General features: G+C 35.4%; 16 protein-coding genes, 2 tRNA genes, 1 pseudogene and 2 other annotated features. Of the genes and pseudogenes, 14 read left to right on the plus strand and 5 right to left on the minus strand.

The genetic code is table 11. From position 1 onward, the window contains the following. Together BCR22_RS11910 and glmS are read left to right on the plus strand one after the other, a co-directional pair. Window positions 1-272: pseudogene (locus BCR22_RS11910) on the plus strand (IS110 family RNA-guided transposase); the annotation flags it as partial. A 601-nt stretch (window positions 273-873) separates the two neighbouring features. Beyond that, the gene (glmS, locus tag BCR22_RS11915) at window positions 874-2,685 is read left to right on the plus strand and encodes a glutamine--fructose-6-phosphate transaminase (isomerizing) (protein WP_069655110.1); all 1,812 of its coding nucleotides are present in this window, start codon (window positions 874-876) and stop codon (window positions 2,683-2,685) included. A 470-nt stretch (window positions 2,686-3,155) separates the two neighbouring features. Here the strand turns inward: glmS and BCR22_RS11920 are convergent, their stop codons facing one another. Beyond that, window positions 3,156-4,046, minus strand: coding sequence for a C40 family peptidase (locus tag BCR22_RS11920; protein WP_069655111.1), 891 nt, complete (start codon window positions 4,044-4,046; stop codon window positions 3,156-3,158). Window positions 4,047-4,414: 368 nt separating this feature from the next. Here BCR22_RS11920 and BCR22_RS11925 point away from each other — a divergent pair, with 368 nt between their 5' ends. From BCR22_RS11925 to BCR22_RS11945, 5 genes are all read left to right on the plus strand, one after another. Then, window positions 4,415-4,996, plus strand: coding sequence for a TetR/AcrR family transcriptional regulator (locus tag BCR22_RS11925; RefSeq protein ID WP_069655112.1), 582 nt, complete (start codon window positions 4,415-4,417; stop codon window positions 4,994-4,996). Between the two features lie 135 nt (window positions 4,997-5,131). Further along, window positions 5,132-6,223: an ABC transporter permease gene (locus BCR22_RS11930; protein WP_069655113.1), complete on the plus strand. Its 1,092-nt coding sequence runs from the start codon at window positions 5,132-5,134 to the stop codon at window positions 6,221-6,223. Window positions 6,224-6,227: 4 nt separating this feature from the next. Then, window positions 6,228-6,899, plus strand: coding sequence for an ABC transporter ATP-binding protein (locus BCR22_RS11935; protein ID WP_069655114.1), 672 nt, complete (start codon window positions 6,228-6,230; stop codon window positions 6,897-6,899). Between the two features lie 175 nt (window positions 6,900-7,074). Continuing rightward, the gene (locus BCR22_RS11940; RefSeq protein ID WP_069655115.1) at window positions 7,075-7,365 is read left to right on the plus strand and encodes a hypothetical protein; all 291 of its coding nucleotides are present in this window, start codon (window positions 7,075-7,077) and stop codon (window positions 7,363-7,365) included. Window positions 7,366-7,482: 117 nt separating this feature from the next. Beyond that, window positions 7,483-8,460 (plus strand): hypothetical protein, encoded by a 978-nt coding sequence (locus BCR22_RS11945; protein ID WP_240485885.1) that lies wholly within the window; start codon window positions 7,483-7,485, stop codon window positions 8,458-8,460. A gap of 549 nt (window positions 8,461-9,009) precedes the next feature. On the opposite strand, the gene BCR22_RS11950 is transcribed toward BCR22_RS11945, so the two are convergent. Continuing rightward, a tRNA-Arg gene (locus BCR22_RS11950) sits at window positions 9,010-9,081 on the minus strand. Between the two features lie 59 nt (window positions 9,082-9,140). Here BCR22_RS11950 and rpoN point away from each other — a divergent pair. Then, complete coding sequence (gene rpoN / locus BCR22_RS11955; protein WP_069655117.1) at window positions 9,141-10,466, plus strand: RNA polymerase factor sigma-54; 1,326 nt, start codon at window positions 9,141-9,143, stop codon at window positions 10,464-10,466. 48 nt (window positions 10,467-10,514) lie between these two features. Here rpoN and BCR22_RS11960 read toward each other — a convergent pair whose 3' ends face one another. Then, entirely contained in the window at window positions 10,515-11,009 is a 495-nt protein-coding gene (locus BCR22_RS11960) for a GNAT family N-acetyltransferase (protein ID WP_069655118.1), read from the minus strand. An 83-nt stretch (window positions 11,010-11,092) separates the two neighbouring features. Further along, window positions 11,093-11,165: transfer RNA gene (locus BCR22_RS11965), tRNA-Thr, on the minus strand. Window positions 11,166-11,355: 190 nt separating this feature from the next. On the opposite strand from BCR22_RS11965, the gene BCR22_RS11970 reads away from it, so the two are divergent. The 6 genes from BCR22_RS11970 (at window position 11,356) to BCR22_RS11995 (ending at window position 17,033) form a co-directional block, all read left to right on the plus strand. Next, window positions 11,356-11,616 (plus strand): zinc-ribbon domain-containing protein, encoded by a 261-nt coding sequence (locus tag BCR22_RS11970; protein WP_069655119.1) that lies wholly within the window; start codon window positions 11,356-11,358, stop codon window positions 11,614-11,616. A 64-nt stretch (window positions 11,617-11,680) separates the two neighbouring features. Beyond that, window positions 11,681-11,916 (plus strand) — a binding site (T-box leader). A gap of 103 nt (window positions 11,917-12,019) precedes the next feature. Next, window positions 12,020-12,271: a binding site (T-box leader), on the plus strand. 66 nt (window positions 12,272-12,337) lie between these two features. Then, the gene (locus BCR22_RS11975; protein WP_069655120.1) at window positions 12,338-13,186 is read left to right on the plus strand and encodes a MetQ/NlpA family ABC transporter substrate-binding protein; all 849 of its coding nucleotides are present in this window, start codon (window positions 12,338-12,340) and stop codon (window positions 13,184-13,186) included. Continuing rightward, on the plus strand, window positions 13,183-14,253 hold the full coding sequence (locus BCR22_RS11980; protein ID WP_069655121.1) for a methionine ABC transporter ATP-binding protein: 1,071 nt from the start codon (window positions 13,183-13,185) through the stop codon (window positions 14,251-14,253). Before BCR22_RS11975 ends, BCR22_RS11980 begins: the two co-directional genes overlap by 4 nt. 27 nt (window positions 14,254-14,280) lie before the next feature. Beyond that, complete coding sequence (locus BCR22_RS11985; RefSeq protein WP_069655122.1) at window positions 14,281-14,961, plus strand: methionine ABC transporter permease; 681 nt, start codon at window positions 14,281-14,283, stop codon at window positions 14,959-14,961. 23 nt (window positions 14,962-14,984) lie between these two features. Continuing rightward, the gene (locus tag BCR22_RS11990; RefSeq protein ID WP_069655123.1) at window positions 14,985-15,818 is read left to right on the plus strand and encodes a MetQ/NlpA family ABC transporter substrate-binding protein; all 834 of its coding nucleotides are present in this window, start codon (window positions 14,985-14,987) and stop codon (window positions 15,816-15,818) included. Window positions 15,819-15,833: 15 nt separating this feature from the next. Further along, the gene (locus BCR22_RS11995; RefSeq protein WP_069655124.1) at window positions 15,834-17,033 is read left to right on the plus strand and encodes an amidohydrolase; all 1,200 of its coding nucleotides are present in this window, start codon (window positions 15,834-15,836) and stop codon (window positions 17,031-17,033) included. Between the two features lie 300 nt (window positions 17,034-17,333). On the opposite strand, the gene BCR22_RS12000 is transcribed toward BCR22_RS11995, so the two are convergent. Next, on the minus strand, window positions 17,334-19,793 hold the full coding sequence (locus BCR22_RS12000; RefSeq protein WP_069655125.1) for an Ig-like domain-containing protein: 2,460 nt from the start codon (window positions 19,791-19,793) through the stop codon (window positions 17,334-17,336). Window positions 19,794-20,029 lie beyond the last annotated feature (236 nt).

Consider the following 20,029-nt stretch of genomic DNA (forward strand, 5'->3'; position numbering starts at 1 on the left):
AGAATCGAAGTAAACGGGTAGGAAAAGGAAATTCTTATCTAAAGAAGGTCTTAGCGCAAGGAGCACTAGCGGTTTCCCAAGGGAAACCCAATCGAATACAAGCATTTTTCTTTCGGGTAAGAAGAAATGCTGGACACAAAAAATCGGTTGTTGCAACCGTTCATTTATTAATACGTATCATTTATCGGATGTTTTCCGATCAGTCCCGCTATAATGAACTTGGAGGAAGTTATTTACAAAATAGAAAGAACACTCTAACATTTAGTCGCTAAAGTGTTCTAGACCAATTATAGCTAACTACGCATTAGGTAGGAGGTAGCTTTTTTTGCTTTTTTTACAAGTTTAGTTTTCGTATAAGAAGCTTATTTCCGAAGGGATTGCTTCTGCTCCCACCGTTTATTCGCATCTGGGGTGTGAAACAAAAGTGATTTTACTTTTGTCCCACACCCTTTTTTTGTTTTTTATGACTAGACCAATTTTGGGTTTTTCATAAAATTATTGACATATATACTTGTTCTATTATATTATTAATGCAGTTTCTATTTAATATGAAAAAAGGAGGGTAGTTAGACCAATAGGGATAGCGCCAGGCCTGAACATTCAGGTGACGAGGAAAGAGCTGATCGAAAAATTCGGCGGATAGCTCTAGGGACTGCACTCTACAAGCTAGAGGGAAAAAATAATTGCAAGGTTATAACAAAAATCTAGCTATGCAGAATAGAAACCTATGATAGAAATTCAAGAAATAGAATGTGCTGATACTAAAAAATACGAAGTTATCTACTGAAATATCTTAAGGCTTATTTTTTATGGATTTGCTTCTTTTTCTTGAACAGTGACTCAAGACAATCAAGAAAGTAGGAAATGGATAATATGTGTGGAATTGTAGGAATTATTGGAAAAGAGAATACAACGGATATTTTAGTTCAAGGATTAGAAAAATTAGAATATAGAGGATATGATTCTGCTGGGATTTTTGTCACAGGTAAAAACAAAGAAGATCATTTAGTAAAATCACTAGGAAGAATTGCTGATTTACAGAGTAAAATCACTCCAGAAGTTCAGGGAACAGTCGGGATCGGCCATACTCGTTGGGCAACACACGGGAAACCCAGTGAGAGAAATGCTCATCCACATACATCAAGTAACCACCAGTTTATTTTGGTACACAATGGTGTGATCGAAAATTTTGAAGAATTAAAACAGGAATTTCTTCAAAACAAGCAACTTGAAGGTGAGACGGACACAGAAATCGTTGTTCAGTTAATCGAGCATTTTGCAGAAGATGGACTCGTAACAAAAGAAGCGTTCAAAAAAGCTTTAACAGTAATCAAAGGTTCATACGCATTTGCGTTGATCGACAAAAATGATCCAGATACTATTTATGTTGCTAAAAATAAAAGCCCACTATTGATTGGATTAGGGGATGGGTTTAATGTCATCTGTAGTGATGCGATGGCGATGCTTGCTGAAACAAACCATTTTGTCGAGATTTCGGATGGCGAAATGGTGATAGTCAAAGCAGACAAGGTAGAAATCGAAGATGAAAAAGGGAATGTAGTTTATCGAGAGTCGTATGAAGCTCAATTTGATTTAAGTGACATCGGAAAAGGAACATACCCTTATTATATGCTAAAAGAAATCGATGATCAGCCAACTGTAATGCGTCGCATTATTCGGGAATATACGAATACATTAGGTGATGCTGTGATCGATAAAAAAATCATCGAAAAATTAACTGCTAGTGATCGTATCTATATCGTTGCTTGCGGGACTAGTTATAATGCTGGCTGGGTCGGCAAAGCGATTCTTGAGAAAATGACGAATATACCAGTTGAGGTTCATCTTTCAAGCGAATTTGGCTATAATATGCCATTACTATCAGAAAAACCATTTTTCATTTTCTTAAGTCAAAGTGGAGAAACAGCTGATAGCCGTCAGGTATTAGTGCAGATAACTGAACTTGGGTTACCTTCATTAACACTAACAAATGTGGCTGGCTCGACCTTATCCAGAGAAGCCGATTATACCTTACTTCTTCATGCTGGACCAGAAATTGCTGTTGCTTCAACAAAAGCGTATACAGCACAAATTGCCGTTTTAGCAGTTCTTGCCAAAGCAGCGGGAGATAATAAGGGAAATCAGTTATCATTAGACTTTGATATTGCGCATGAACTAAGTGTAATTGCAGCAGTAATGGAAACGATTATCGATGAGAAAATGACAATCAGTCAGTTAGTGGAAGATTACTTATCAACTACTCGAAATGCTTTTTATATCGGTCGTGGCGTTGATTACTATGTATCGATGGAAGCTTCATTGAAATTAAAAGAAATTTCATACATTCAAGCTGAAGGGTTTGCAGCTGGAGAATTAAAACATGGCACGATTGCCTTGATTGAAGAAGGGACGCCCGTTTTTGGTATAATTACAGATCAAAAAACAGCGGCACATACTCGTGGAAATTTGAAAGAAGTTGAAAGTCGTGGCGCTCATAATGTTGTCATTGCCTTAGCATCATTTGCGAAAGAGACGGATCAATTGATCATACCGGATGTCCACCCGTTGCTGACGCCTTTAGTTAGTGTTATTCCAACTCAATTAATTGCTTATTTTGCGACATTACAAAGAGGCTACGATGTAGACAAACCACGTAACTTAGCAAAAAGTGTTACGGTAGAATAAGAATGAAACAATGCGAGGCTGGGACAGAAGCTTATTTCTGAAGGGATTGCTTCTGCTCCCACCGTTTAATCGCATTTAGGGTGTGAAACAAAAGTGATTTTTACTTTTGTCTCACACCCTTGTTTGTTTTGCTTATGATTTAAGAAAAAGATTATATGGAAATGACAAGCAGAATCTGCCATGCTAGATTGAATGGTTTTAGTTTGTGAAAAATGAATAAAAAAATATTCCCTCATCTGAAAGATGGAGGGAACACAAATCAAATTACACACACTAATAAAATACCATAATTTTTAATGATTCTCAACAATTTCATTTTTTATTTAAAAAAATGAGAAACTTTTTAGGCGCAAAACATTATCTATTCAATTTATTATGGTTTTTATCAGGAAATCATTAAGAAGTTCCTTAAAATGAAAAAACAATCATTGCTCAATTGATGTGAGTGATGATTGTTTTTCGAGAGCACTTTATAAAATGTTAACAGCAAAATCAGGAGCATAAGAAGCGACCGTTGCCACTTGTACAACATCACCAGGAACGGGGGCGTGGATATAGGAACCGTCCCCCGTTGAGATGCCGACGTGATACGTTCCACCATGATTCCCCCAAAAAACTAAATCGCCAGCTTGTGCCTCTGCTACTGAAATTGTAGCACCAGCGGTTTCTTGATCAACGGTGGTTCTACCAATGGAACGACCGGCAGAAGCAAAAGCGACTTGAACCAAACCAGAGCAATCGAAAGCATCAGGTCCAGCTGCACCATAGACATAGGGCTTACCTAAATGTGTTTTTGCAGCAGCAACTATAGATGAACGAATGTCCGTTTGTTTTGCCTGTTCCGTTTTTTGTTTACTTACTTGAGCAATCTTTTCTGATAATTGAGTTTCTTGCTCAACTGTTTCTGATACTTGTTTTGAAATCGATTTTGTCGCTAAGGTTAATGAGACTTGTTTTTGTTTTAATCCTTCTAATTGTTCCTTTTTCTCTGTTATTGAATCATCTTTCATCTTTATAGATGGAAGCTGTACCGAAAGTATTGATGCCTTGTCATTATCATAATCTTCTGTTTCTGAGATTGCACCGATAGATTCGATTTTTTCCAACTGATCAAGATCGATTTGAATTTTTTGCATTTTTTTCTCTATGCTAGAAAGTTGGTTATTATTCTCCATTTTTTGTTCTGAAAATGTTTGTTTCGTTTGTTTTAATTGTGCTAATTTTTTAGAATAGTCATGGATGAGATTGTCTTGAGTAGTGGCTTCTGTAGAGGTTGCAAAGGCGTGGTCACTTAGTAGTAAACCAGCAGAAAGTGTTAAACAACTGAGTAATAATTTAGTGATAAATTTATTTTTCTTCAAAAAAACGCTCCTTAATTATTTAATTTTTTTTTGATTAATTTGGTGATATTGCTTAAAATGTAGGATCTCTATTTTTAAGGCCAGTTAATATTTAAACATAGGTAGAGTGGAAAGTATGTAAAAGGGAGGTTAAATGTTTGTTTCTGGTTTTACAAAAAAGGTACTTTTATTTCAAATTTCTGGTTCGATGTAATATAAAATTGAATAGATTTCAATAGTATGTGTTTTTCTAAAATAGCCTAAATGTTAGATTTTTATAGTTGAAAGCTCACTGACTATTTTTATTGACTATCTTTTTTTCTAATTTTGATTTAAAATAGTTCATACAGTCAAAGAGTAGGATTATGAAAAAATTGGAGGGTAGGGCAATGAAAAAAGAAAAAGTTTTTGAGATCACTCATCACTCAATTTTAGAAACCGCCAAGGAACTGTTTTTGACAAACGGGTATAAAAATACTTCTACGCGTGACATTGCGAAAGCTGTAAATATCACACAACCGGCTTTGTATTACCATTTTTCCAATAAAGAAGTTTTGTTTATTGAAATCAATAAACAAATTGGTAGTCAGTTGAAACAAGAGATAGAGCAAATTCAGAATGCGTCAGACTCGCTTGAAAACCAATTGATCAACTGTACTAATGCGTTGCTAAATGTCTATCACCGAGATATTTTTTCCTTTATCCATCAAAGTGCAGCTGAAATGGAGCAAGAAAACAAACAAAAATTGTTTTATATATTGAATGATTATTATTTGAAACCATTACAAGCTATTTTTGAAACAAGCCAAACACCTTTAAACACCAAGGTGTCATCAAAAAAAGCAGCTCAGTTTTATCTTATGAGTTTGTCATTGTTATTCTCAACTGTTCACCAACTATCTACAGAAAAAGAACGTTCAGAACAAATTGCTGAATTGATGGATATGGTTTTACATGGCGTTATAGCGTAAAGAATTAACTTTTTTATCATCTGATAAAAATATTGTTTAATTCTTTTTTTTGTGGTAAACTTTTTATCAAGTGATAAATAAAGGTTGTTTTTTTTCGGCCGTTTTTTATCAACTGATAAAAAAGAGGTGGAATCAATGTTTTTAGGTTTAGAAGAGATGAAGTATTTTAAGCTTAGGTACACATTAGTAATAGGTGTCATTGTACTAGTTGCTTATGTGGCGTTTATGTTGTCTGGTTTGGCGAATGGGCTTGCTCAAGGAGTGAGACAAGGCGTTGATCAGTGGGATGCTACAAGTATTGTGTTGTCTGAAGATGCGAATAAAAGTCTGAATGCTTCAAGTCTGGTCATGGAAGATTTAAATCAGGTGGAAGCGAAGCAAAAAGAACCCCTTGGACAATATGCTGGTGCATTAAATAAAGTCGGTCAAAACAAAGAGGCGGATAAAATCAATATTTCGCTTTTTGGCGTGACCGAAACTAGTTCAATCAAACCGGAACTAGTTGAAGGACGCTATTTTAAGGAGTCGGGTGAAATCATTATTCCACAAAATTTAGTGGATAAAGGAATTAAGCTCGGAGATACTGTGAAAATTGGAAAGTTGGATAAAGAGCTGAAAGTTGTGGGCATCACGAAGCAAAACAGCTTTAGCATTGTCCCATTGATTTATACATCGCTTACTCAATGGCAAGAGCTTAAATTTGGCAAAATCATTGAAGGAGATAAAGCACCGATCAATGGAATTGTTGTTCGCTCGACTAAAACAAAGAATGTTAAGTTGACAGACACAGATGATCATTTGGCCAAATATGAAATTGAATCATTTATCGAGAAATTACCTGGTTACAGTGAACAAAATCTCACCTTAAATGCGATGATCTATTTCTTGTTTGTAATTACAGCTGCGATTATTGGGATTTTTATCTATGTGATGACCTTACAAAAAACAAGCTTGTTCGGCGTTATGAAAGCTCAAGGTATCTCTAATGGATATATTATCAAATCAATCATTGCCCAAACGTTTATTTTAGGGGTAATCGGCGTCTTGATCGGTGTGGTCTTGACTTTAGTGACAAATCTTGTTTTACCATCTGCAATGCCGTTTGAATTAGACAGTATGAATCTATTGATTTATAGTCTAGTATTGATTATCGTCGCTGTATTAGGTGGCGTATTCTCGATTCGCACCGTGACACATGTTGATCCAATGAAAGCGATAGGAGGGTAAAGAAATGACTGATATTTTGGTAATGGATGATATTCGTAAAAGCTTTGGTACAGGTCATGCAAAAGTTGAAGCATTAAAAGGAATTGATTTAAAGGTCAAAGCAGGAGAATTTGTTAGTATTATTGGTCCTTCTGGTTCAGGTAAAAGTACGTTTTTAACCATTGCAGGTGGGTTGCAAAGCCCTACTTCTGGTACGATTAAAATCAATGGCAAAGATTTTACCCATTTAAATGAAAAGAAACGTTCGAGATTGCGTTTTGAAGAAATTGGCTTTATTTTACAATCTTCCAATTTGATTCCATTTCTGACTGTGGAAAAGCAGTTTACATTAGTTGATAAAATCGAAAAGAAAAAAATCGAAACAGAACGAATCAACGAATTATTAACATCATTAGATATCGTTGATTTACTGCATAAATTCCCAAGGGACCTATCTGGTGGAGAGCGTCAGCGAGTAGCGATTGCTCGTGCATTGTTCAATGAACCAAGTTTAATTTTGGCAGATGAACCTACTGCTAGTTTAGACACAGAGCATGCGTATGAAGTTGTAAAAATTTTGGCAAAAGAAGCACATGAAAAACAAAAAGCAACGATCATGGTTACTCATGATCCTAGAATGATTGAGTGGAGTGATAATGTTTATCGGATTGAAGACGGTGAATTAACAAAAGAGTAGTAAACAATCAAAGGAGGGAAATAAACAAAAAAGTTTATTTTTCTTCTTTTTAATTTTGAGTATTATAAAAATCAATTTTAGGTTATGATGATAGTAGAATAAATAAAAAGGTTGAATAGACATGTGTTTGGTATGATAAATCAAAGAATTAAACATCAGAAAGTGAGGCAGTACAATGGATAACAGAGTTGAGGTAATGACTTTTTCGCAATTAAAACAGCTTGTGAAAGAACTTGAGACAAACAATTCCATCGATGATAATACAAAAGTATTTATTGATACTGGGTGGGATAGTGTTCAAGAAGTTGAACCAAACGCTTTTCATGTAGAAGAGGTTGTTGAATTTAAAGTACAAGATGAATTAACAAAAGATTTTTATGTTGGGTATACATTGAGCGAAAAAGCAGAACGGATGCAGGCACAAGGGCAAACAGAAACGGCTGTTATTATTAGAAATTTATATTAGTAGGACGCTGATGTTTCGGGGCTTTAAGTCCAAATTAAGTTTTCCCTTTTTATAGATACACACTATTTCTTTTTTTGATATGATACTATATCATGGGAAATAATCATTAGGAAGGTGGTGTTTCTTTTGACAAATAAAATTCCATTTCCAAAGAACTATGAACGGTTTATTGAGTTGGGACAAGAAGCAATAAAAAATAATAATCTGATTGGCGCTGTGGATTATTATGAACACGCGTATGCAATCAGACAAGATTTTCCATTGAATTTAGTGTTGGTAAACATGTACTTAGAAATAGGTGAAAACGAGCAAGCATTATCATTAGCTTCAGAAATGAAAGAAAAATATTTTGCTTACTTAGATTATGTAGAAATTTACATTCAAATTTTGATTCAAAATCATCTGTTTATTCAAGCACATAGCATCATTAATGAACGAATTTTGATGGAACAAAGCGGAGAAATGAGAAAGTTGATTTCTTTAAAGAAGAAAATCCGACACGTTGAACTGATGTATCAGCAATTTGAAGTAGGAAAAATCAAAGAATTAAAAGAAGAATTACAACAGTTAAATAAACACAATTACTATGAGCAGATGGCAATTGTAAAAAAAGCAGGGCAATTGCCTCAAGAAGAATTTATTGTAATTGGAAAAAAGATATTAGTAGATGTGCAGGTACATAATTTGGTTCGATCTTGGATACTTGAAGAACTTGTCCGCCTTCATGTTAAAGAAGAAGTTGAGTTTTTTTGGCGAGATAACAAAAAATATACCGTCGTTCCAGCTTCTGTTGGTACGCCGTTGGATAGTGCTGCGTATCAAAGAATCCTATTGTTTTTAGAAAAAGAATTAATTAACGATGATCCTATTTTACTAGTAGACATTATGGAAGAGATTCGTCTGCATTTTGCATTACTTTATCCTTTGGCAGATGAAATCATTGAAGATCCAAGGTTGTGGGCTGTGAGTTATGTGAGCTCTTACAACCATTCAATTGCACAGAAGTATCAAGTTGAAGAGGAACAATTAGAAATTGAAAAAATCCAGAAGATTCAAAGTGAGATACGTTTTGAATTAGAAAAGATGGTATTATAGAGAGAAAAAGAGTAAAGGGTTGAAAAATCCTTTACTCTTTTTTGATATACATTAACTGCATGTTTAGTTTTTAGTCAAATAATGAATAAATAAGAGCAGTAAAAATGAAAGTAGAAAATAGAAAAAGATCCCTCCTTGAATGAAAACGAAAATCAAAAAGACAAGCTGATAATCAACAGACATAAATTGAATAACATAACGATTCAAGATAAATTCTGCGAGGGTTAAAAGAAGTGAAAAAATTAATAATCTTTGATGGCGCTGACTCAATACTATTCACTACCTAACGATTAGAATGATTAAAAAAATATAGTAGCATAAAAAAAGATAGTTTTTTATCAATTTTTAGATGATATCGACAAATAAATGAGAATTTTGAAGGGACGTTTGCAATTTAGATCTTATTGTTAAGAAGAGTTTGATAGAAATAAAAAAACACTACTTACTTGTAGTGTTTAAGGTCAAGTTCTCATGATTATTGCGACATCTGATTTTAAATTATGCTATAATTCTACATGTAGTAGTAAAGCAATTATCTAAGAATAAAGACGCGCCCTGAGGGAATCGAACCCCCGTCTCAAGAACCGGAATCTTACGTGATATCCACTACACTAAGGGCGCAAGCACGTTTACTAGTTTAGCTGATATTTCGATAAATTACAAGGGGGAGGACAAAAATAATGAAATTTGAACAACATCAATCGCAACAACAAAAACAAGTCCAAAAGCTTGCAATGACGCAACAATTACAACAATCGATCCAGATTTTACAATACAATTCAGAAGAACTTTTTGCCTATATAGAAGCCAAGTCATTAGAAAATCCTTTGATCGACATCCAAACAGAGACCAACTATGGAGATTTTCCGAGTTCTAGTAACAAAACGTATAGCAACGAAGAAAATAACTATCTAAATCAAATTCCAGATAATCACACATCACTTTTTGAATATTTGATCGATCAAATCCACTTGAATTATCGTGATACATATCTACGAACATTGGTTTTATTTTTAGTCGAATATATTGATTTAAATGGTTATTTAATGATTGATTTAGATGAAGCAACGCTAAAAACAGGAGCAAAATCTATTGAAATGCTAGATGCATTGACGCTGATTCAGCAATTAGATCCAGCAGGTGTTGGTGCAAGAGATTTACGTGAATGTTTGTTACTGCAAGTTGAGCGGGACGATACGGCACCAGCATTAGCCTATATTGTAATTGAGGAAGAATTTGATCATTTGGCTAATCGTAAGTGGAGCTTGATTGCTAAAAAATTTGAAGTAGAGATGTCAGAAATTCAAACGATTTTTGATTATATTCAGACATTGAACCCAGCTCCTGGAAGCATTTTCGAGTCAACCTTGGGACTGTATATTCGTCCCGATTTAACCTTGAGAATCAAAGAGAATCAACTAAACGTGATATCTAATAGAACAGGTACTCCAACGATTCAATTTCAACAAGCCTATTTTGAGCGAATGGAAGCAATCGATGACAAAGAAGTCCAAGAATATATCAAGGAAAAGAAAAATGAATTTGAATGGTTAGAAAAAACGATCCTTCAACGTGGTGATACTATTTTAAGAGTCGGAACAGAAATCGTTCAGCGCCAACAACAATTCTTTTTTAAGGAAGACCGACCGCTAAAACCAATGACTCTAAAAGAAATTGCAGAGGCCTTGGATATCCATGAATCAACCGTTAGCCGAGCTGTAAATGGTAAATATTTAGAAACAGAATTTGGTGTTTTTGAGCTACGGTCATTTTTTTCAAATGGGTTGTCAAACGAAACCACTGGAGAAGAAACGTCAACAAGTAGCATCAAAAAACAAATACAAGCTTTAGTGGACAGCGAAAACAAAGCCAAGCCACTCTCAGATCAGAAACTAGTAGATTTACTAAAGGAACAAGAAATTGAAATTTCTCGTCGTACTGTTACAAAATATCGAGAAGCATTAGGAATACCCGCTTCATCTAAACGAAAACGATATGATAATTAAGAAAAAGCGTTTAACTCTTGAGTTCTACTCAAAGGGTTAGACGCTTTTTTATGGTTGCCAGATCAAGTGTTCAGAAGGTAATCCCTCTTCGATTCCTTGCCAGATGGAGACAAAGTGATTTTTTTCTAATAGATGTTTTGAGGCACCATTTTTAGGATCAATTATGGCGTAAACAGTGGATTCAGATAATCGTTCAGAATGTTCTACCATACGTAGTAAAGTAGCGATGACTTGTGTGGCGTATCCTTTCCCCCAGTGCTTAGGTAAAAGCATATACCCTATCTCGATTTTGTGTTCTTCATCCCAAGATAACTTACCAAAACCGATATACGTTTCTTTGTCAAAGAATTTGTAGTAGCCGGTTTGATCGTGGTGTCCCTGATTATAAGCTAAAATTTTTTTGAAGTTTTCAATAACGTCCTGTTCAGGTTCTGCTTTTTCAGTAATGTAGCGCATGACACGAATGTCTTTTGTGAGTACAGAATAAAGTTCTTGATCATCTTTTTGATAGAACTCGAAGGTTAACTGTTTTGAATGGGTCATTCTCTTCACCTATTTCACTTAAAAGTTTGGGTAATTCAACAGAAAAAAACTATATCCAAATAAATCGGGTACAGTTTTTTGTAAGCCACCTGACGGATTCGAACCGTCGACCCCCACCTTACCATGGTGGTGCTCTACCAGCTGAGCTAAGGCGGCACTATTAATAATACAGATACCAGATTACCTTAGAAACTAATGTTTGTCAATCTATTTTCACTTGTAAAAGAAGATCAAATAGTTTAATAGAGTGTTATAGAACGAAGGTCTAATCCGAGCCTATATTGTATCATCCTATTGACATTGGATAATACCTATTGATAAACTAAAATAAAGGGGAGAAAAAAATATGTTTATTGTTTGGGGTAGTAAAGGATTTGAGAGAGCGTTAGGCGATACAGTGATTCAATGTGACTGTAGCCATTGTAACAATGAAGTAGTTATGCAAGGAAAACAAATCGGACGAAAATTTACGTTATTTTGGATTCCAATTTTTACCACATCATCTAGTCATTACTTGCTGTGTCCAATTTGTGGATATGGAAAAGAATTGTCTAAAGAAATCTTGGCGCAATACTTAGTGAGTTCCACTGAAACAATTATAGAGTAAAAATAAAAAAACATTTGACATGTAATTTACTTTCCAGTAAAATACAACGTAACAACAAATGAATAATAATCCGTTGAAGAGAAGAGTAAATTTGGACGTGCTTTAGTAGAGAGTCTCGGTTGGTGAAAAGAGATAAGCGCATAAGAGTTGAAGATGGCCTCAGGAGGACAAGCTGTTGATACGTAAGCAGCTTCGGGAAAGCACCCGTTATCAAAGCGACAAGTTATAAGACTTGGTCTAAGAAAAGTAAGCATGACTTACTTTAAAACAAAGGTGGTACCGCGATTATTCGCCCTTTACTAGCAGAAGCTGGTAGAGGGCTATTTTTATGTTTATCGATACAAATGAGAGGTTTCGTACAAGACATACGAAGGACGTATTAACCCTTAAAATTAACTAAATAAATAAAGCAATGAGATGGAAAGTACAGATGAAACGATATCTAACAGAGAGCTTGGGTAGCTGAAAACAAGTGATAAACGAAATCTGGAAAATGGCCATTGAGCAGCGCTTCGAGTGAGTGATTCATAAGACAGCGACGGATGCACCCGTTAATGTGCTAAAGTATAATCGATCATTGATCGACGTACTTGATGAGGATATCGACGTGAGTGGATATCAAATAGAGGTGGTAGCACGCAAAAGCGTCCTCAAATGTATGATAAATACATTTGAGGGCGTTTTTTCTTTTTATATATGACAATAATGGAGGGGACGATACATGAAGAAAAAGTGTTTGAGTATAGTGTTGATTTTGCTGGGAATAGTAACAATTACGGCATGTGGTAAGAATCAAGATTCGGCTGTGAATAAAGAAAAAGAGGGTAAAACGATTCGAATTGGGACTTCCCCAGGACCGTATAGCGAATTATTTTTAGAAGCTGTCAAACCCATTTTAGAAAACAAAGGGTATCAAATAGAACAAACGGAATTTACAGAATTGATTCAAGCAGATGTAGCCTTAGCAGAAGGTACGATTGATTTAAATGTTGATCAGCATACTGCTTATCTAAATAATTTCAACGAGAATAAAGGAACCCACTTGATTGGGATAACAGCACTTCCTACCGTTCCGGCAGGGCTGTTTCCGGGAAATAGAAGCACTTTGGATACAGTAAAAGAAGGAGACAAAATTGGTATTCCAGATGATGCTTCAAATACTGCGAGAGCGTTCAATCTTTTGCAAAAGGCAGGCTGGATCAAATTGAAAACAGGCATCGATCCAGTCAAAGCAACAAAAGAAGATATTGTCAGCAATCCTAAAAAATTAGCACTTATCCAAATGTCATCGGCTCAAATTCCGAGGAGTTTAGCAGATTTAGAATACGCAGTAATTCCAGGAAGTATTGTTTACAGTGCTAAACTTGATCCAAAGGACAGTTTACTTTCAGAAGACGTGTTAAAAGACTATGAATTGGTTGCGACGGTCGACGAAAAAAATCAAGAGACTGATTGGGCAAAAGCCATAGTTAAAGCCTATCGCTCAGATGAGTTCAAACACTACTTAAAGGAAACTAATCAAGGAAATTACTGGTTTATCCCAAAAGAATTACAGGAGGAGCAAAAATGATCGAATTAAAGAATATAGATGTTACCTTTTTTCAGAAAAAACAGCAAATCGACGCAGTCAAGAAGGTTTCCCTCAGGATTGAAAAAGAAGATGTTTTTGGAATCGTGGGGTATTCAGGAGCTGGAAAAAGCACTTTAGTCCGGGTGATCAATTTACTGCAAAGACCAACCGCTGGAGAAGTTATTATCCACAATAAAAATATTCTTGGTTTTTCACCAAAAGAATTAAGAGCACAGCGAAAAAAAATTGGGATGATTTTCCAACATTTTAATTTGATGAAGGAACGAACAATTTTCGCCAATGTAGATTTTTCCTTAAAGTATTCTGGATTGTCAAAACAGCAACGGAAAGAAAAAATTGAAAGATTGCTTGATTTAGTAGGACTTTCAGAGAAGAAAGAGGCCCATCCTAGTCAATTATCTGGTGGACAAAAGCAGCGGGTAGCCATTGCTAGAGCCTTAGCGAATGATCCAGAGATATTATTATGTGACGAAGCAACAAGCGCATTAGACCCTAAAACAACGATTCAGATTTTAGATTTATTGAAGAAGTTAAATAAAGAGTTGGGGTTGACGATTGTTTTGATCACGCATGAAATGCAAGTTGTAAAAGAAATTTGTAACAAAGTAGCTGTGATGGAAGATGGACAAGTAATTGAAGAGAATGATATTGTGTCGATTTTCAGTCAACCTAAAGAAGCCTTGACGAAGGACTTCATAAGAACAGCAACGCATATTGATCAGGCATTGGAAACAATTATTCAACATCCAAGTTTAACTAAACTAAGTGGAGATGAAGTGTTAGTAGAATTTTCATATGTAGGAGAGCAAACAAGTGAGCCGCTGATTGCTCAACTTTACAGCAAATATCATGTGGTCACGAATATTTTATATGGCAATGTAGAAATAGTACAACAAGTTCCCATCGGCAATTTGATCGTTATTCTTTCGGGAGAAGAAATTCAACGAGAAAAAGCATTGACGTTTTTACAAGCACAAGACGTGAAAATCAAAGTCTTAAAAAATAGCGGATCAGAAGACAAAATCATACCAGTACATGTTATCTAAACAGAACAGCGAGAAGGAGTGACTGAAATGCAAGATTTTTTACAACGGTATTTTCCAAATGTCTTATCATTAAAAGAAGAGTTTATCAACAGCACAATTGAAACCTTATATATGGTCTTTTGGACAGCTATTATTGCTGGAATTCTGGGGACATTACTTGGTGTTGTACTGGTTGCAACAGGGCCAGACGGCATTTTAATGAATCGCATTCTTTACAATAGTTTAGAAAAAATCATCAATATTTTTAGATCTATCCCCTTTATCATCATGCTGGCATTGATTCAGCCAATCACTCGTTTTTTAACAGGAACAACGATTGGGACAACGGCTGCTTTAGTGCCGCTGGTGATTGGGGTGATTCCATTTTTCGCACGTCAAATCGAAAATGCCTTATTAGAAGTTGATCCAGGAGTGATAGAAGCCGCAGAATCAATGGGAACGAGTCCGTTAGGGATCATTTTTCGGGTGTACTTAATTGAAGGCTTACCAAGCATCATTCGCGTTTCTTCTGTTACGATCATCAACTTGATTGGGTTAACAGCAATGGCTGGTGCGATTGGTGCTGGTGGTCTAGGAAATTTGGCGATCACAAGAGGCTATAATCGTTTCCAAACAGATGTGACAATTGTGGCAACATTGATCATCTTAGTTTTAGTTTTTGCCAGTCAGTTTATAAGTAACGCATTGATCAAGAAAACATCACATTAAAAAAACGAAAAGAGGAAATGTACATGAAAAAGACAATTAAATTTATCGTTTTAGCGTTAACTATCGGGTTTGTATTGGCAGGATGTTCTGCTGGAAGTGCTAAAGAAGAAAAGAATGAAGTTGTAAAAATAGGTGTTGTTGGTGCAAATAATGACGTCTTAGAATCGGTCAAAGAACGTTTGAAAGAGGATGGAATTGACCTTCAACTTGTTGAATTTTCTGATTATACACAACCCAATGCTGCTTTAGCAGAAAAAGAAATTGATTTGAATTCATTCCAACACCAGATTTTCTTAGATAACTATAACAAAGAACACAAAACAGAGCTTGTTTCAATTGGTCATACAGTCAGTGCACCATTAGGTATCTATTCTTCTAAAATCAAAGACGTCAAGGAATTAAAAAATGGCGCTGAAATTGCGATTCCAAATGACGCAACAAATGGCGGACGAGCATTATTGTTATTACAAAGTGCGGGACTAATCAAAGTGGACCCTGCTAAAAAACAAACACCTACTGTAAGTGACGTAACAGAAAATAAATTGAACTTAAAAATCACAGAATTAGATGCTTCTCAAACAGCTAGGGCGCTACAAGATATCGATGCTTCTGTCATCAATAGTGGAATGGCCGTTGATGCAGGCTTTGTCCCAACGAAAGATGCAATTTTCTTAGAACCTGTGGATGAAACATCAAAACCGTATGTCAATATCATCGTTGCCCGTGAAGCGGACAAAGACAATAAAACATACAATAAAGTAGTTGATGTTTATCAACAAGAAGAAACGAAAAAAGTTATTGAAGAAACATCAAAAGGTTCAAGTATTCCAGCTTGGGAAACATTTGGCAGAAACTAAAAGGAGGATGACCATATGACTACATTGACAAAACAATCAATCAAAGAAGAAATTCAACAATATGCAGATGAAGTGATTGCGTTAAGACGACATTTTCATCAGTTCCCGGAAGCTAGTTTAAAGGAATTTGAAACAATCAAACGAATCAAAGAAGAATTAAATAAGCTTGACATTCCTTTTGAAGAAGTCGGAAAAACTGGCGTACTTGGAACAATCGAAGGAGAGAAACCCGGTAAAACTATCATTCTAAGAGCAGATATTGATGCGTTAGAATTAGAAGATGCAACAGGAAAAGAGTACCAATCTAAAAATCCAGGGTTAAATCATGCTTGTGGACATGATGGTCATGCAGCGGCATTATTAGGTGCTGCCAAAGTGTTGAAAAAACATGAAGCTGAGATTGCCGGAACGATAAAATTAGCGTTTCAACCTGCAGAAGAAATTGGGGCTGGTGCGTGTCAATTTGTTGATGGTGGTTTTGTTGAAAATATCGATCAGGTTTTTGGGATCCATTTAGATTCAAGTGTTCCTGTAGGGAAATTGGTTGCGACTAAAGGTGCGACTAATGCCTCTTGTGATATTTTTAAAATTGAAGTCGAAGGATTAAGCAGTCATGTGGCACAACCGAATGTTGGACGGGATGCTGTATTAGCCGCAGCAAGTATTGTAGTTGAACTACAAAAAATTGCTGCAAGAGAAGTTAGTCCCCTAGATCCAATCGTGGTCGGTATTGGTGTGCTTGACGCTGGCACTAGATATAACATTGTGGCTAACCATGCGAAAATCGAAGGGACAGTTCGAGCTTTTAGTCACGAAACGCGCGCCTTTGTTTTAAAACGTGTGGAAGAGATTGCGCATCAAATTGCTGAAGCTCATCGGACTAAAATTTCCTCTTTCCATATCTACGATGCGGCAGGACCGTTGATCAATGATGATACTGCAACAGAGTTAGCTCAAAAAGTAGCAACTGAAATTGTTGGCAGTGAAAATGTCGTGACCGATCATACAAAGAGTTTAGGCGCTGATGATTTTGCTGATTTTTTACAGAAAGCACCAGGCGTATATGGTCGAGTAGGAACTCGAAATTTAGATAATCCGGATACACAATATGGCCATCATCATGAAAAATTTGATATCGATGAAGCAGGATTGGCGTTAGCAACAGAATTTCATGTACAATATGCATTGACGTATTTAAATTCAATTAGTGAATAGAAAAAAAGTAATAGGCAAAGTCTAGAGAGCTTTGCCTATTACTTTTTTCTGTTGTTTCTTCGGTATTATGATGTATGATTAATTGATCAGGTTGTTTTCTTTTACCGAAGGATGAATGAGTTTGGTGCAAAGGAATGTTCGGGGTGGATTGCTTTGCTCTTGATAAAATCACTAAAATGAACTCTTTCATATCCAGTCTTAGAGTAAAGAAGACGAATATATAAAGAGTTCATAATACCAAAAGTCAATCATTATAAAAAAATTATTATAGTGATCTTTGTTAATACAGTATTGCTTTAGTTATTCAATAACGAATGTAATAGACTTACTGATTTTTGATTGTACAAAGATACCATAGCGGTTTTCTGCGGTAATCATTACTTTTCCTGGTACTTTTGCTGTGATTTCTCCTGTTTTAGCGTCTACTTCAGCAATGTTTTTGTTGCTGCTTTTCCAATCAATAGTATAGTAAAAAGGGTTTTGAATAGTCGCATTTTCAACTGATGCATTTAATTTAATGCTATCTCCAACTGAAAGTTTTTGTTCGCCAGTTAGAGTATTATTAGCAGTATCTGAAAGAACGATAGAGCCAAAGGAATAGTTTTCCTGCAAATCGATCATTAATGAATAGGTTGATCCAACTTTTGAATCAATGATAAAGTTGGCAGGTTTTAAAGGATCTAGAATTCTTTGACCCTTGATATAAAACCAAATTTCTTCATTTTGTGCTAAGTTTACAGAATGGAAGTCAGAAAAATAAGATTTTCTATTCCAAGATCCTAACTTATTTGTATAATATGCGACTTCGAAACTCTCTTCATTGCCATCAGGTTGTTTAGCAAATCCAGTAAAAATGTAATTACCGGTTGTTGGTGCTTTGAAGTAGAAGTAATCATAATCCCCATACCAAGGAATAGAGTCTAAATTTTCATATAAACCAATATCATAACGACCTTCAGTGATTTTGCCAATCGTTAAAGGAGTTGCTCCATCAGGTAAGTCGCTATGATCGTCAGTGATTACTGTGAACGTATAGTTTTTTGCTGGATTTTCTTGTGAGTAGACAGTGATTTTTGTTCGCCCAAAGCTTTTAGCAGTTATGTTTCCTTCTTGATCAACCGCTGCGATAGCTGGATTTTCACTTTCCCAAACTAGTTTTGTGTTTGATGCATTTTCTGGCATGACCTGTACTTCAATTGTAGTGTTATTAGCAATTTGAGTGACAACAAACGGTTTTTTATCTGTAATTTGAATAGAATCTACTGGTATATGTCTGTCTTCAACTGTAACTGTTGTTTCAAACTGATATCCGCCATCTGCTGTTTTGACTGAGATCGTTGCTCTACCAGGTTTGTTAGCAGTAACAAGACCAGATGAATCAACGGTTGCGATTGTTTCATCATTTGTGGACCATTCAACCTCTCTATTTGTAGCGGTTGCTGGAGCAAGAATCGCTGTTAATTGTGATTTATCGCCGCGTCCCATCGTTAACTCTTTTGGTGAGATACTGATACCTGTTACTGGAACGGTACCAATTTCATATGTTGCATCCATGTCAATCATTCGTGTGCTGTAACTATAGGTGAAAGGCTTATTATCCTTAAGCAGTCCTTTGACATTGACTGTATAAACTGCATTAGGTACGATTGAAAAATCATTGTTGGGTTTAAATGTTAACGTGGTGTAACCGCCTTGTCCGTAATACCCAGGTGTTGGATTATTAACGGTTAATTCACCACCTTGAGCATCGGTAGTTATTTGTAATTTTTCACCAGTATCATTGTTGATTAGTTCTACGCTAGCATCATCTTCGATCTTATAACCCTTTTGATTAAAATGGATTGACCAGCGCATATTTTTTTCATATTTTGCTTTTAAAATAGGATCTTTGTTATTTTTGTAATAATCAATATTGTATGGGTTTTCTTTGTTATATAGCTGTACAGGGAAATAATTTGCACTAGGCCATTGTGTGATAAAATCATTTGAATATTTTTTAGCAATTGTTAAGTAATCACTGCTTAGATAATTTGCTGTAAAATAATTCACCATCGTTGTTAACTCAGGTCCATTGGCCTGTGCGTAGCCTGTTCCTATTGAAATGGCTTGTAGACCCAAAATATTCGTACGATGACCTACTGAAGTATTGGTATTTCCATAATCAGTAATGTAACCGTCAAAGTGACTGTTGAGTGAATTTTCTTTATAAGAGGAATGGAGATTTGAAGAACGTGTTGCTTGTCCTGCGGTATCCCAAAATGTTTGAGGCATATCTACTGGTTTAGTTAAACTAGACAAACCGTGTGTTTGTTTCCTTACAGAAGCCATTCCAATTGCAGCGTGTTGAGCGGTGGCAATATCTTTTTCAGAAAGCGGTATCTTTTTTAAATGACCTAAGCCGCGATAAAAGTTTATCTGCTTTTCGATGCTTTCTTGTACCTTAGGGTTGAATGTTCCTAAAGAGTAAAGACCATTTTCCAAAATAGGGCGTTCTAAAAATTTTGCTTCGTTTATTTGACTGCTCATCATGTTTTGATAGCCTTGTTGAATCGTTTTGATTGCGGAAACGTCTTTTTCTGGTAGATAAATGATTTGTTTTGCCGAACGTTTACGGGCCACGGTATCTGAAGTTCCTTGTTCATGTAAAAATGGTTCAAGCATTTCTTGATTAATTTCCTCTTTTTCTTTTACTTCGGCTTGAGCGGAAGCGGAGAACGAGAATAAAAACAACCCTAAAATTAAAACAACTGACTTTTTCATAAATTCCTCCTGGATTATTTAATCTAAATTGACTAATGGTGTTATAATTATATCATTTAAAATATAAAAAATACTGTTTATATAAAATAAATAAATTTTTATTATGGTAAATATATTTTATAAGAATGAGCTTAAGTTTCTTTTGTTAAACAATTATGTTAAACTATTTTTGTAAAGAAAGGTGATTAAGAATGTTTGTTCTTTCAGATAAATTTGTGAAAAGAAGCAGCTCCCGA

This window comes from Enterococcus plantarum (assembly GCF_001730295.1).
GTDB classification, from domain to species: Bacteria; Bacillota; Bacilli; order Lactobacillales; family Enterococcaceae; genus Enterococcus_L; species Enterococcus_L plantarum.